The sequence below is a fragment of the Reichenbachiella versicolor genome (assembly GCF_003171675.1).
Taxonomy (GTDB): domain Bacteria; phylum Bacteroidota; class Bacteroidia; order Cytophagales; family Cyclobacteriaceae; genus Reichenbachiella; species Reichenbachiella versicolor.
Genome location: NZ_QFZQ01000002.1, coordinates 431,492 through 446,567 on the forward strand (window position 1 = coordinate 431,492; position 15,076 = coordinate 446,567).

General features: G+C 38.6%; 7 protein-coding genes. 4 read left to right on the top strand and 3 right to left on the bottom strand.

Features of this window, described 5'->3' with window-relative positions; translation table 11 throughout:
* Positions 1-166: 166 nt before the first annotated feature.
* Both DKG80_RS06735 and DKG80_RS06740 read right to left on the bottom strand, forming a co-directional pair.
* Positions 167-976 carry an SH3 domain-containing protein gene (locus DKG80_RS06735; protein ID WP_162555727.1) on the bottom strand — a complete coding sequence of 270 codons (810 nt, stop codon included), beginning with the start codon at positions 974-976 and terminating at the stop codon, positions 167-169.
* 821 nt (positions 977-1,797) lie between these two features.
* Positions 1,798-2,088: a hypothetical protein gene (locus DKG80_RS06740; RefSeq protein WP_109830553.1), complete on the bottom strand. Its 291-nt coding sequence runs from the start codon at positions 2,086-2,088 to the stop codon at positions 1,798-1,800.
* Positions 2,089-3,447: 1,359 nt separating this feature from the next.
* On the opposite strand from DKG80_RS06740, the gene DKG80_RS06745 reads away from it, so the two are divergent.
* A complete protein-coding gene (locus tag DKG80_RS06745) occupies positions 3,448-8,436 on the top strand; it encodes an FAD-dependent oxidoreductase (RefSeq protein ID WP_109830554.1) in 4,989 nt (1,662 codons plus the stop codon).
* A gap of 216 nt (positions 8,437-8,652) precedes the next feature.
* Positions 8,653-10,419, top strand: coding sequence for a Na+/H+ antiporter NhaA (gene nhaA / locus DKG80_RS06750; RefSeq protein WP_109830555.1), 1,767 nt, complete (start codon positions 8,653-8,655; stop codon positions 10,417-10,419).
* 98 nt (positions 10,420-10,517) lie between these two features.
* On the opposite strand, the gene DKG80_RS06755 is transcribed toward nhaA, so the two are convergent.
* A complete protein-coding gene (locus tag DKG80_RS06755; protein WP_109830556.1) occupies positions 10,518-10,853 on the bottom strand; it encodes a DUF3307 domain-containing protein in 336 nt (111 codons plus the stop codon).
* Between the two features lie 101 nt (positions 10,854-10,954).
* On the opposite strand from DKG80_RS06755, the gene DKG80_RS06760 reads away from it, so the two are divergent.
* The gene (locus DKG80_RS06760) at positions 10,955-12,925 is read left to right on the top strand and encodes an adenylate/guanylate cyclase domain-containing protein (protein ID WP_109830557.1); all 1,971 of its coding nucleotides are present in this window, start codon (positions 10,955-10,957) and stop codon (positions 12,923-12,925) included.
* Positions 12,926-13,131: 206 nt separating this feature from the next.
* The gene (locus DKG80_RS21090) at positions 13,132-15,051 is read left to right on the top strand and encodes a T9SS type A sorting domain-containing protein (protein ID WP_162555728.1); all 1,920 of its coding nucleotides are present in this window, start codon (positions 13,132-13,134) and stop codon (positions 15,049-15,051) included.
* The last annotated feature ends 25 nt before the right edge of the window (positions 15,052-15,076 follow it).

A 15,076-nucleotide genomic window follows, 5' to 3' on the forward strand; every position in this document is an offset into this window, starting at 1 on the left:
GATTATTGGTCTAATGACTCTTTATGAAGAGTGCGTTTTAGTGAAGTTAATGTTTCATCAAGAAAATAGCCAACTCTACGAAATTGGCTATTACTTTTTTCATTTCTTATTCGAACTCGCAGAATTGAGAAATTCCCTCATTCATAACATTTGTTATCTCACGTATTTATTCCGTTTTTATGAGTCCACCCCAAACCCAGCCCGTTTCCTCTTTGTATTTCACTTTCATCCAATTGGCAGTTTTTGACCCAATGGTTTCTTCTGGACCATCGGTTGAAATTACCTCAATAGATTCGTTAAATGGTATTGATGTTAAGATCTCTGCTTGTCCAGAGGCAGATGTTCTCATGTTAAGTCCACGTTCAGCCAAAACAGTTCCTAGATTAATAGTTTCGACTACATCAGTAGTTGGTTTATTCCAAGAATCGTAAATTGAGTACTGAAAACTTGCCAATGAAATTGCAACTCCCAGAGCTATCAATCCTTTGATAATGAAGACAATTCGTTCACTTGTTACGGGCTTAGCAACCACATCAGAGTATTCCTTCACCTTGGTATATCCATCATGTCGTTGACCTGTTTTGTATCTCCTATCTTGGACATATACAGGTTTTTGTGTGTAGCAATAGAATCTGGTGTACTTTTTAAAGAAATTCCTAAAAGCCAGATAAACCCAATAGAGCGGTCCGAATATTGGCAGAATTTCACAGCCAATAACCATAAAAAAATATAATACCACATTGGATCGGAATAGTTCAGTTTTGTAACCAGCTCCCTTCAAATCTTGCCGACTGTTAAAACCTGAATTATTAGAAGTTCCGGTGTGCGTATCTCCATTCGAAAATCCGACCAATTGTATTGGAGTTGAGCGGGTATCCTTGTAAACCTTGTTACTGATTATTCTACCTCCATCTCGTCCAATTTGGTTGACTGCTGAACGAACAAATCCTTTGGCTAAATTTTCTATAAAACCCATTCTATTCGATGACTTTATGTGTAGCAACGTACGAATGTCACCCATTCGCAATACGTCTTTTTAAACAGTGTTAATTAATCCCACCGAAAATAACCTATCTAAAGCTACAAACAAACCAAATTCACACTTAACTGCTTTTCACTTCTAAGTACATGCACTCTTCATGTTTTCACTTGTTATTTAAAGTCTTCCAAAGGGGAAAAATAGAACAGGTACTAGCGAGTAGACCTCAAGAAGATATGCGTAAATGACATTTTCAAAAAAATATGCGTGGTCACAATCTCTGAAAAAATATGCGTAGTCGCAATCTCTGAAAAAATATGCGTGCTTATGAATTCGAAATAAATATGCGTGGTCAGATTTTTTTTCAAAATATGCGTGATTGGTTTTTAAATAAAATTATGCGTAAGTGTGTTTGAAAAAAATATGCGTGGTTAAGATTTTCAAAAAAATATGCGTGACTTAAAAATGAACCACGCATATATGCGTGCCCCCCCTACGCATATATGCGTAACTCAAAAAACAATCACGCATATCTATTTGGTCTGAAAAGATATGCGTGACTAAGAATTTGAAATAAATATGCGTGGTTGGTATTTCGAATTAAATATGCGTGATCTGGTTTTTTCAAAATATGCGTGGATGACATTTTTGAAAAAATATGCGTGGTTGGGTTCTGAAAAAAAATATGCGCAGTCAGGGATGTATATCAGATAGTAGAAGAAAACAAAATTTCCACTCTATTCGATGAAGGGCTACAGGTTGCATGTAGGTTTCGGATTCTTCTGACAAAGTCCTGCCAGATACAAAAGGCTATCTAACTAGCCTTTCATAAGTTCGTCGATGTCTATATTGTTCGGATCTTCAATGCTTTCGTAGAACTTAAGCTTCTTCTCGATATCCTTTCGGAGGTCAGCATATAAGTCAACACTTGCTGTAGAGGGTGCAGTAGCTATATTGATCAAAGCCAAGTGTTGAGAATAAATAACCTTGAGCTCTTCTATCAATTTCGAATTGGGAACTGTCATTATATCCAAAAGGTTGAAATGGCTTGAATAGGTGCTTTTCAAGTCTTCCATCAGTATATCACTTACTTCTTGTTCTACTTTCATTTTATTAATTGCTATTCTGAATCCTAAAGATAACGCAATCAATTCTCTACAAAATGTTTAGAGGTAGAATAGTTGATCTATTCTCTTCATAATGTTTTGATTACTTCGTCGTGCCTCCTTCTAAAGATGCTATTCCTTAAAATAATATCACCGTCATCCGAGCGCAGCGCGGCGATCTGTTCAGGTCATGCAGTGATTCAACGAACAGATTGCCGCATTACATCTCGATTTGCTATCGAGACTCCATTCACAATGACGAGGAATTTCGAAGCTAAAACGTAGTCTTGTTGAACGATAGAGAAACATCTTCTAACGTCTTAGAAGACCCTTCTATAGGGCTTCCTATGACGAATCTTTTCTAACTTACCCTGAGGTAGAGATCCCAAATAACCAATTCTTGCTATCGCATAATTGATTTTTGGGATGACGGTTTTATTGTTTTTAGTTTGAACATTGATTTTTCTGGAAATTACCAATGGCTTTATTACTACTCATTACACCTTTTATAGAATGTAGATTTTAAGAGCATCGTCATCCGAGGAGCTTTACCTCTAAGTAGATATGGCTAACCCAGATACCTTATAAATAAGTTGCTTTAAAAGCAAAATGACCGTCATCGCGAGCACAGCGTGGCGATCTGTTCAGGTCATGCAGTGGTTCAACGAACAGATTGCCGCATTACATCTCGATTTGCTATCGAGACTCCATTCACAATGACGAGGAATTTCGAAGCTAAAACGTAGTCTTGTTGAACGATAGAGAAACATCTTCTAACGTCTTAGAAGACCCTTCTATAGGGCTTCCTATGACGAATCTTTTCTAACTTACCCTGAGGTAGAGATCCCAAATAACCAATTCTTGCTATCGCATAATTGATTTTTGGGATGACGGTTTTATTGTTTTTAGTTTGAACATTGATTTTTCTGGAAATTACCAATGGCTTTATTACTACTCATTACACCTTTTATAGAATGTAGATTTTAAGAGCATCGTCATCCGAGGAGCTTTACCTCTAAGTAGATATGGCTAACCCAGATACCTTATAAATAAGTTGCTTTAAAAGCAAAATGACCGTCATCGCGAGCACAGCGTGGCGATCTGTTCAGGTCATGCAGTGGTTCAACGAACAGATTGCCGCATTACATCTCGATTTGCTATCGAGACTCCATTCGAAATGAAGCAGTATTGCCAAGCCAAAAACACAATCTTATTGAGCGCGCAAAAAGACCGTTAGTATATATACTTTTAAAAGTATAACTTGGCATATCAATTTCTAATACAGGCCAACTCCTTAATTGCTATCTGAGCCTATCCGAGCCATCCTGCCACTACGCATTATTCAACTAGCTATTATTAAAAATGAATCCAGTAATCAGTGTGGAGGATAGGAATTTCCCTATTCAGGTATTTGGAACTAATAACTCACAACCTATTGTCTATTTCAACTTGGTGCCAGATATCCCCGAAGCGGGATTGACGCTTTGCCAATCCTTGTCAACTAAGCATCAGGTATTTTATGTAGAAGACCTTTCGTGTTCTCAATCAGTAGAAAACAATACCTACGAACATCTCACCTTTTTAGCTAAACAAATACTCCTTTCTTTAAAACTTAACAAACCATTACTGATCGGTCATCTGTCTGGTGGTCATATAGCAGCAGAGGTAGCTCGATTACACCCAGAATTAGCCGGGGGTGTATACTTGATCCACACTCCTATTGATGTATTGACCGCTGGCAATGATGAATTAATCAAGCAAACTCAACTATACTGGGACTTGACCCGCTCATTTATAACGGACGCTCCAAAAGAGCAAAAGGTCACTGGTCTGAAAAGCTTTTGGAAGAATGAGAGCTGGTGGCCTTCAAAGAAAGAGGAGTACCTCTCCCATCTAGAAGATGATACTTTTCTGAAAAAAGCTACCAATTACCTTCGTGCCAATTTTGAAATAAGCGAAAGTTTGATCAGACCTAAGGCTAAAATTAACGAACAGAAAATAGCTGTTCCTACTATGCTGGTGTATGATCACAAAAGAATTCCAGCGCAGTTAATTGACCATGACTTTTTGTCTAGCTATGCCTCTCACCTCAGAGTGTACCCTTTTTCTCTCAAGTCTCTAAAACCTTGGCTAAGTGATGAAAAAGATCTGTCTATTGAGAAATCTATTGTAGCGTTTTTCAAAGACATCACGGTAGAGTCTGAGCTTCAGTCTGCCAATGAGCGTCGAGCCAAAATCACTGAGGAATCAGACTCTAGTGGCAATCGTCCAATGAGTATATGTATAATAGGAGCTGGAGCTGCTGGCTTATCCTGTGCATTGGCACTGAAGGAAGCTGGACATGACGTGACCATCATAGAGAAGCAAAGTGATTCTGGTATTTCTCCGGGGCATTCCTCTTCTGTTACCCTACCAGGTGGGGAGTCTGTAGACCCGGCTTTTGGTGCGATTATTCCTGCCCTCTACCCCAATACTATTAATATATTGGACCGCTTGGAGGTTGATTACGAAACCCTCTCCTATGCCAACAAATCTGCTCTGTACTATACTCAGGATAGAAAACTGGTCTGGGACGGAGAAGCGTCTTATCCATTTTCTAGAAAGGTATTTTTAGAATCAGAGAAGTTGAGAAACATCCTGCAAATAGCAGAAAAAAATCATGGAGACTATCTATCTCTAGAGGATGTGCTCAATGAATCTGATCATGAATTCTCAATGAATTTTTGGCATCATTACTTCTTTGGCAGAATGATTTTCTTCTTTGGAGGTCACAAGCTTAGGTATTACTTACAGTATCCTCTAAGTATTCTCAATCTCACTGCTAACCTAGACTTGTCGAATCATAAAATTTGTAGAATTACCAATGGCTCGGGTAACTACATGCGTCAATTCAAATCTTATGTAGAGAAAAAAGGTGTGAAAATAATCAACAATGCTACGGGTAATTTGATATCAAAACGTACTATTAACAATCCGTATGTCAAAGTCAGTATCAATGAAACTTCAGGATCCTATGAGCAGAAGTTTGACCATCTAGTATTTGGAATATTACCAGACGAAGCGCTCAAAGTCATAGGAGACGAAGCTAATGATAAGATAAGAAGTACTCTTTCCTCTTTTTCAATATCTGACGACACAGTGATCTTGCATAAAGATGCTTCGATCATGCCTCCTGATCCGAGTATGTGGAGGTATATGAATGTCATGGTTCCAGAGGCTGACGCTAAAGGATACGATCACTCTTGTGTCGCGACCAAACTGTTCTATTCTAACCATGATCATCAAACTCCTACATTCGTAACACATGCTTATGGTCAAGAAATGCCGATCAAAGATGGTATAGCTTCTACTCAACGACACGTACACATCAATGTAAATACTGTTCGTGCCAGAAAGATGGTGCAAAGTTTACAAGGAGAGGATGGCCTTTGGTACTGTGGTAGCTGGCTGCAAGGGCTTAATTTTCATGAAGATGCCATTGTCACAGGCCTGAATGTAGCCAATAGTATCGCTCCTCATCATCCAAAAGAAATACTTTCCTATAATAAGACCAAGGACATTGTAGAAGAGGAAAGCTCCGATCGTACTTTCGTGAACATCCTCAAAAATCAGGCGACTTTCTATCGGGACAAAAAAGCTTTCTTATTCCTAGATGATAAGGGGAATGAAATACATCATCAAACCTATGAACAACTTCTCTCTGAAGCGGAAAATTTAGGATACTATTTACGACAAGACCTCCAACTGAAAAAAGGAGATACAGTAGTACTCTGTTATTTGAATGCGGCTGATCATTACATTGCATTTTTAGGATGTACATTATCTGGTATCATCCCCGCTATTGTCACTCCTATGAATCCTAAAAAGGTGAAATCGGAGATAGATGTATTTACAAGTGTGATCGATAGCTGTGGAGGCAAGGCCATATTGACTGATTCCAAATATTACAGTTATTACTTGGCGGGACGAGCTGCCTCTCCTAGCACCTATGGGAAAAAGACAAACGTCCCATGGTATAAAACTGATAAGATAAAAACGGAGAAGCCTTCTAGTTTTGAATTCGAAAAGATCAATAAAGAAGATATATCTTATCTACAATACACCTCTGGATCTATGGGTATTCCTAAAGGGATCGTTGTCACTCATGAACAACTTTTGGCTCAACTGGAGATGCTAGAGGATAGATTAAAAGCGACTCCTCCAGACAAGGTAGTGAGCTGGGCTCCACACTTTCACAACATAGGGCTAGTGGGCATATTCTTACAGAATATATTCATAGGATCAACTACGGTCTCCATATCTCCACTCACATTTTTGAAGGACCCTAAGATATATATGCAAGCACTGTCCTATTATCAAGCTGCTTTTACTGTAATGCCCAACTTCGGACTGAAGTACATTCTGGATAAGATAAAAACTCCAGATCCGAAATGGGATCTATCTAGAATGAAGACGCTGGCGATGGGTGGTGAACGAGTAGACCCCAATACAATGGAAAAGTTTGTAAATACCTATAGTGATGCTGGGTTTGAAGCTAGAATGATGGCTCCTGGATATGGTCTGGGTGAACATGTGACGATTGTTAGTTTGGGAGGAAAAAGACTTTACTATGCTGACAAAATAGCCCTTATGCATCAGCAAAAGGTAAGACCGGGTACGCATCCATTGGCGGGCTGCGGTGTTCCGGTCAAAGGTGTAGATGTTCGTATCGTAGACCCTACCTCGCATAAAGAGGTGGCTACGGATAGAGTTGGAGAAATATGGGTCTCTAGTCCTTCCAAAGCTTCAGGATACATTCACCTAAAAGAGTTAAGCAAAGAAACATTTGAAGCTACCATAGCTGGAGAAGATGATAAAACCTATTTGAGAACTGGGGACTTGGGATTCATCCACGAAGGAGAAGTTTTTGTCTGCGATCGATTGAAGAATATGATCAACGTTCGTGGGGTCAACTGCTACCCTACAGACATAGAAGAGACGCTCGATACTATAGAGGGGATTTTTGGTTCTATTGCGTTTTCTTCGTTTTCTGATGAGGGTGAGGAACAAATGACTGTGGTGGCAGAAGTAATAAATGGGTCAGCAAAAAAACTGGAACTAAAGGAACTTACTATTCAGATCCAAGACATGATTTTGATGAATATAGGTGTCACTCCTGAAAGGATAGTCTTGATCAAACAAGGTCAGTTGCCAAGAACCTCTCTCGGAAAGCTACAGAGAAGAGATTTTGAAAAAAAATGGAATAATGACAAAATCAAAATACTATATGACGATGTATCGAACGATGATCAAGAGCTAACGCATCTGGTCGGAGTTGATGAACTAGATCATTTGAATATTTCTTCGACGGAAGCGATTATAGTGAAGAAAATAAAGGAGGTTGCTAGAGTATCTGTAGACCCACAAATATCTCTATTCGATCAGATCACTCTTGACTCTATAGAGGTGGTACTACTAGTAGAAGAACTGTCTACCGTATTTCAAATTGACCTCTCCTTGACAATACTTGAAATGTGTGATACAGTAGAGGACATTGCCAATTACATCCAATCAACTCCTGAATACAAACCTCTTCCTTCTAATATATTGGCCTTCAATATCGAGAAGAAAAAAGAAGGTGAAACTCCTATTTTCATGATGCATCCTGCGAGAGGCGGTGTTCATTGTTATTTAGAGTTTGCTCGTGAATTAGACCTGATGTTTTACGGAGTATCTGACAACAGTTCTTACTCTTCCGTTGAGGATAAAGCTCGAGAGTATTGCCAGTTAATAAGGCAAGTACAGCCAACTGGGCCATACATTTTAGGAGGGTATAGTTTTGGAGGAACTTTAAGCTTAGCGATGGCTTCTATCTTGGAAAACGAAGGAGAATTAGTAGAGCAGGTTATCTTGATAGATGAGGGACATGCTACGAAACTTGGTTTCTCTGATGCTTTTGATGAAACAGTAGAAGTAGGTCAAGCTCTTGATTTGATTGCATCTGATTATGTCTCCAAGCAAGAGATACAATCTCTTAAAGACCTACAAAATCAAGAACACTTATCTCTTAAAGAAGTTTGTAATCAAATAGCTGACACTAGAGTTCGTGAGCAAGTTCTGTTTGAAACTGAGGCATATTTATCCAATATTGGGTTGCTGAGAAAATGGGAACCTGACTTTCAGTATTCTGGTCCTATTTCCTTGCTTAAAACCACCCAACTGGTCAACTACTTGGAAGAAAGATACCAAAATGTGATTCCTATTCCCGGAGATCATTTCAGTATTATCAGACAGCCATATATTAAGGAAGTCTCCAGTATAGTGTTTGATCTATTGCAGATAAAAAGCCTAGTACTGGAAGAAAAACAATGACCTTTTTAACCCCAGCGTTATTGTTGACAATAGGTTCAATGATAATTCTGGGGCTAATCCTGTTTATGTATTTGAAAAAAAATTCCGATCTAAACAACTTCAAATCAGTCGCTTCTTTTAAATCTTCAAAATATGATAACCCTTTCATAACTTTTGAGTAGAAGTAAAGCAATTGATTTACATCTTATAGCAATAAACTTAAAAACACCCTTTCGCATGTCTGAAAGCAAAGTCATTCTAACCGGATATAGAGATTTAAAAAACAAAATTTCGGGTGAGTCATCCAGTACTTTTAGAGAGACCATCAAGAATAAATTCGGAGATACTGTAGAGTTTGGCTACAAATACTGTCCTGACTTAGCGTCTAATCCAGATGCTATTAATGGGGCTAAAGGCATAGCAGCAGCTGAAAAGCAGAACAAATCAGAGGAATTTTATCAATTGATCGCAGGTAGTGAAGATTTCAGCCGCGAGTATGTCTTTGAAGTAGCTAGAAAGCTGGAAATAGAAATGGACTCCTTCCAGCGTGACTTTGACGATGAAGGTGTCGAAGCTCGAATCTATAGAGACATCGAAGATTCTAAATCAAGCGGTCTATTAGTTTTTCCAGGATTAACTATTGACGGTATACCGTATAATGGAGCTTGGGATGATCATTCTGTATTTGAAGCGATCAAAAAAAGAGGGCGTCAACAGGTATCAAGAGCTATCGACAGTTTCTTTCACTGGGGAGCTTCTGCAGCAGCAGTTTTAATATTAGCTACATTGGCTGCTTTGATCATGGTCAATGTGGGTTTTGAGGAAGTCTATGAGCATTGGAGACATCTGAAGTCTGGCTTGACCTTCGGAGAGTCTAGTCTTATCCTTCCACTAGAGATATGGATCAATGATTTTTTGATGGCTATTTTCTTCTTAATGATCGGACTTGAGATCAAGAAAGAAGTACTTGATGGAGAACTATCTGATATGAAACGGGCTGCCATGCCAGTGATCGGTGCTATAGGTGGTATGCTTGTTCCTTCGCTCCTTTATGCTGTTTTCAATGTGAGTGTGCCTGAATCAGCAAATGGCTGGGGTATACCTATGGCAACAGATATTGCTTTTACACTTGGTCTTATGGCATTGCTAGGGTCTAGGGTTCCTATTTCTTTAAAGATATTCATCTCTGCTCTCGCAGTGGCTGATGACTTGGGAGCTATCATAGTGATTGCTTTATTCTATGGTCACGGATTTCACTTGATGCCTTTTATAGGTGCATTAGCTGTAATTGCTACCATGGCTATTCTCAACAACAGAAAGGTATTTTCACTATACATCTACCTAGGTCTTGGTCTCCTTCTTTGGTTTTTAATTTTTGAAAGTGGACTACATGCTACCCTTGCAGGTGTAATCACAGCTATATTGATACCTACAAGAGGTAGAGCCGACCTCCCATTAATAGCACGTCAGACAGCTATTATTTTTGATAGAGAGGTCAATAAGTCTAATGGAGAAGGTGATCAAAACGGACATATCAGTCATGGCTCATTGAACGTCTTGAAGAGTGCCGTAGATAGATTGAGAGAACCTAGTGACTACCTATTGCATTCGTTAGAGAAGGTTGTCAATTTCTTTATTCTACCATTATTCGCTTTCTTCAATACAGGTATTGCTTTAACTCATGCACAAATTGATTTCACTTCTGCTAGTAGCTTGGGAATCATCGTAGGACTAGTTATAGGAAAACCTCTAGGCATTGTAGGAGCATGTTGGGTAGCTTCTAAAGCTAAAATAGCTCAGCTGTCTGGCGAAATAAACTGGAGTCTATTATTTGGTGCTGCTTGCTTAGCGGGCGTAGGATTCACCATGTCGATAGTGGTAGCATCTAGTGCATTTCATGGTGCAATGTTGACCTCCTCGAAAGTCAGCATTTTGGTTGCTTCTACTATATCTGCATTATTAGGCCTATTCATCTTGAATGCAGTTACTAAGAAACAAGCCTAGAGATATAAAACGATTAAGGTGAGCAATGATGATTCTTCGTCATTGCTCATAAATGATTGTTGAATATTCATCTTGGCTTATTCTGAGGAATATTTCTATTACATCAATTGTAGCGTCCAGTACAAACTCAAGGTGTGAATCATCTGATCGAAACCAATAATGGGATAGTACATTCTAGGGCTATCTCTATATCTACTCGCAAGTTTACTAGTCACAAAGTCAGTGGCTAGATGGAGAAACCCGTTGGTCAAGATGTAGTAAAAAGCATCTTCTGGAGGGAATAATATCAAAGATGTAACTGCAATTACACCTGTATAGGTCGATACGTGGTAAAGTAGCCACTTCTTACTCTTGCTTTTTCTCAAAGCCATTTTAGAGGTCTGGAACCCAAAGTCCCCCATCCAATGCGCCAACAAAATAATACTAAAAGTCATAGGGAAAAGATATGCTCAATAGGAACATCAAACAAATAATTAACGCAATCATAAACTAAAAACAACCTGCTAATTGAACTGAAATCTGGAAATTGGCTTGCATGTTTAAAACTTTTCGACTCCGATTACTATTCTGGTTTCTAGTCTTCATTAGTTCCAGCTTTTTTGTAGTACTTCTTTCTCTAGGATATATTCAAAAACGAGAAAAGATCTTTGATAAATCCGAACGCATAGATAGAGCATATCTGGATCTTCTCAAGAGTGTGAAATCACAACAGAATTTCTTCAGCTATGAAACTAAAAACCCTGAGTACTTTTTGACCTCAAAGAGTAAGTTTCTATCCGAATACCAGCTTTGGATGGATAGTACATCCAGTGTATTAGAAAATACAAAGTTTGAGGAAGCTGATATTCAGAATTACATGAATACACAGCGATTACTCATTCATCGGGTAGATTCGGTGTTTACCATTCTACGACAAAAAATCAAAGAGAGGGGATTTAAAGACTATAGCCTCGAAGGTGAAATGAGAACTGAAGCTCATTGGCTAGAAAATACTGTTGAAATCCCTCGTGCAGATCTACTGACTCTCAGAAGACATGAAAAAGACTACATCATCAGGAATGAACCGCAATACGTACAGAAGTTCTCAATTGTCAAAAAGAAAATAGAGTCGAACATCTCTCAAAACAAACGGCTAAATCAATCAAGAAGAGCAACGCTTCTTAATCACCTCGATAAGTATGAGAATACTTTTATCCGTTTAGTAGAGCTTGATCAAGAAATCGGGATCAAGGATAACACAGGTTTGAGAAAAGACTTAGATATTGAAATTGCGTCAATGGAAACTGAGTTTGGCCAACTGGTAGAAAGAACTAAGCTATGGGCCAAAGAAGAGTTTGATATGTTGACCTTCTATTTTGCGGTAACTGTAGTAATACTAGTACTTATTAGTATCGTAATCAGTGCTATAATAGCTCATAAAATCACGCAACCTCTTACTAGACTCACAGCTCATATCACTCAATTCGTAGATAGCAATTTCACATTGGAGTCTGACCATCCGATTAGTACTTCAAAGGATGAAATAGGTAGTCTTACTCAGAATTTCTCGATTCTCAAGAATGAAGTGATTTCACAGATGAAATTTTTCAAGCAAAGGGTGGAAGAACGAACAATAGAGTTGGCTAATGCTAATAAAAAACTAATCAAAGTCAGTGAAGCAAATGACCGATTTGTCCCTACCGAATTCGTCAATATTCTCAATAAAAAAGGAATCGAAGAAGTAGAGCTAGGTGATCAGAAGGAATGCGAGATGACCATCGTATTTACCGATATAAGAGAATTCACTCATATATCTGAAAGCCTTACACCTCAAGAAAATTTTGATTTCCTCAATCACTATTTGGGAGGAATTGTACCTATCATCAAAAAGCACGGAGGGTTTATTGACAAATTCATTGGTGATTCGGTCATGGCGTTATTTCCAGGCAAAGCTGACGACGCGATACTAGCAGCCATGGAGTTCAATGATTTTGTCACTGAATTTAATCTTTGGCTAGAAGGAAACAAAAAGATAGAACCGATAAAAATTGGTACTGGAATCCATACCGGAAATATGATTCTAGGTACTGTTGGTCATGACGATCGCATGGAAACAACTGTTATTTCGGACGCTGTGAATACGGCTGCAAGAGTTGAAAGACTTACCAAACACTATGGTGTCCAAATTATGGCTACAGCTGCGACATTGGATCGTCTGGAGGATCCTGAATTATTCAACATTAGATTCTTAGACAAAGTAAAAGTCAAAGGAAAAAAGGAAAGTTTATCTGTAATGGAAATCATGTTTGAGCATGAAATTGCCAAAATAGACTATAACGATAGATATCATGAAGGCATCTTTCTTCTAGAACAAAAAAAGCTCAAAGAGACGGCTGAGTTGTTCAAAGAACTTTTAGAAATCAACCCTAATGACAAAGCACTCAAACGGTTTCTGAAGAAATACAAAAACTTCCAAGATGATTCGACTCATCAATGGAAAGACGTCACCGAAATGCAAACTAAATAACCCTTCCAGTTACCTAATGAATAGATAATAGTCGTATTGCTAAGTTATTGTATGCCTATCAAAGGCTTTTGTTAAGTCATTGCAAGGAAGTATCCATAAACCTCTCTAGAAAAGCCGTTTAGATTTGGATCTATTGATTTATGAGCATCGACAACCTTCCTCCGCGAACGATTCTCTAAGTTAAAACCTGTTAGACTTAAATTATGATGAAAAACACATTAGCTATAGTGGTATGCTTAGCCATACTATCTCCCCTATCTCTATCGGCTCAAAGCTGGGGATACAATAACCATCGCTTTGCAGTAAGCGCTGATGGGAATAATCAACCTGACAAGAAACACAAATGGACAAGAGCTGACCCAGATGATTGGGGAGGAACACCTGCGGCTTTGGCTATGATTGCTAAGCTCGGCCTGCATGACAAATTAGTTCATTATTCATACAACAATTTCATAGACGCTCCTCCACATACCACCGAAACGAATCACATGAAAATCGGGGCTGATGGTGCTATTGAAAGGTGGAACTTTGATAAAGACAAGTTTTTCGATGTGAGTGAAAACCATTCTATTCCTATCAACCACCTAGCAGCAGAGATTGCCAAATCTAGTTCCTTAGATCCTTTGTATTTCATACATATGGGTCCTGCAGAGTTCTTTTATAGAGCTGTCAAAAAAGTAATCGATGACGGAAAAATCAATTCTCTTTCACATGTCTATGTAGTATCTCACAGTGGATACAACGATGACCACCTTCGTCGTGGTGATCCTAAATTCGATATTACACCAGTTCCTGATAGTGAAAAACATCATACGATGTCAGAAACTATCGCTGCAAGTGGTGACCGAATCAACTATAAAAAAATCAAAGATCAAAACGGAGGTCATGACCCTAACATACTTTGGAAATCTGACAAAGACTGGACCGTCTGGCACTGGATGCGCGATCATAAAGACCCTAACATTCAATGGATCTTCGACCGAATGCTCGTCAATGCCAAAAGCTCAGCAGACATCTCTGATGCGGGAATGATATTTTATCTCCTTCATGGCGACATTGATGGTAGTCCTTCCAAATTCAAAGCTTTTATTGGTGATGGCATCTCTAATGAAAAGATAGTATCAGCTACAGGGATAGAAGTCCCTATTGGTGAAAAAGTATTGATGTTCAAACACCAACTTTTGGCTGTTCATGCTTCTGTTTTGCCACTTGAAGCAACCAACCAAAAGATTAATTATACTTCATCCTCACCAGAAATAGTCAAAATCAAAGATGGTCAATTGTTTGCTCAAGCTATTGGCACGACTAAGGTGACTGCTTCCACTGCGGACGGATCATTTTCAAAGACTTTTGATGTGGTAATAGAAGAGCTTCCTTCATGTGATGATTACAACGCTACACTTAATGCATTAGAAGATTTTAACGATCTAAACATCGATGGCTTTGTCCCTGCCTACAAGGATGAAGGAAGAAAAGCATTAGCTGTCAATGCTGGAACATATAAAGAAATGTTTGCAGCAGCTACTACCATATTCTCCGGAAACAAAGGAATATATGACATTACAATTACTACAGTAAAGGAAGAAGATGGAGAATCAACTTACAGACTTAGGATATCTGGACAACTCATCGGTGAGTTCCAAAACCCCGAAACAGAAATAGATATGGAAGCTACTACACATACTTTTGACAATGTAGTACTTAAGGAGGGTGATGTCATACAAGTAGAGTTTAACTCCACATCGAATGGTAAGATTCCGGAAGGTGATGCTTTTGCATTCGCGAGAGGACGTTGGAGACAATTGCACATCACCTGTGGTTCTATAGAATGTCCCGAAGATGAAAACTGTATAGATGATGAAGAAGGAGAAGCCACTTCCATCAACCACCATTCAAAACTTGGTATAAAAGTCTATCCAAATCCGTCAGATGGTGTTCTCTCGATTTCAGAAGTTACAAATGATTCTCAAATTAAAATCTATTCTACAAGTGGGAAAATAGTCTTTACTGAAATGATATCAAGCTCTAAAACGGACTTAGATATTAGAGCTTTACAAGAAGGGCTTTACTTAATAGAAATCAATAACGGAAAAGATATCCAGCTAACTAGGCTCATAAAACAATAATTATGAGTAGACCTTCCTCATCAAT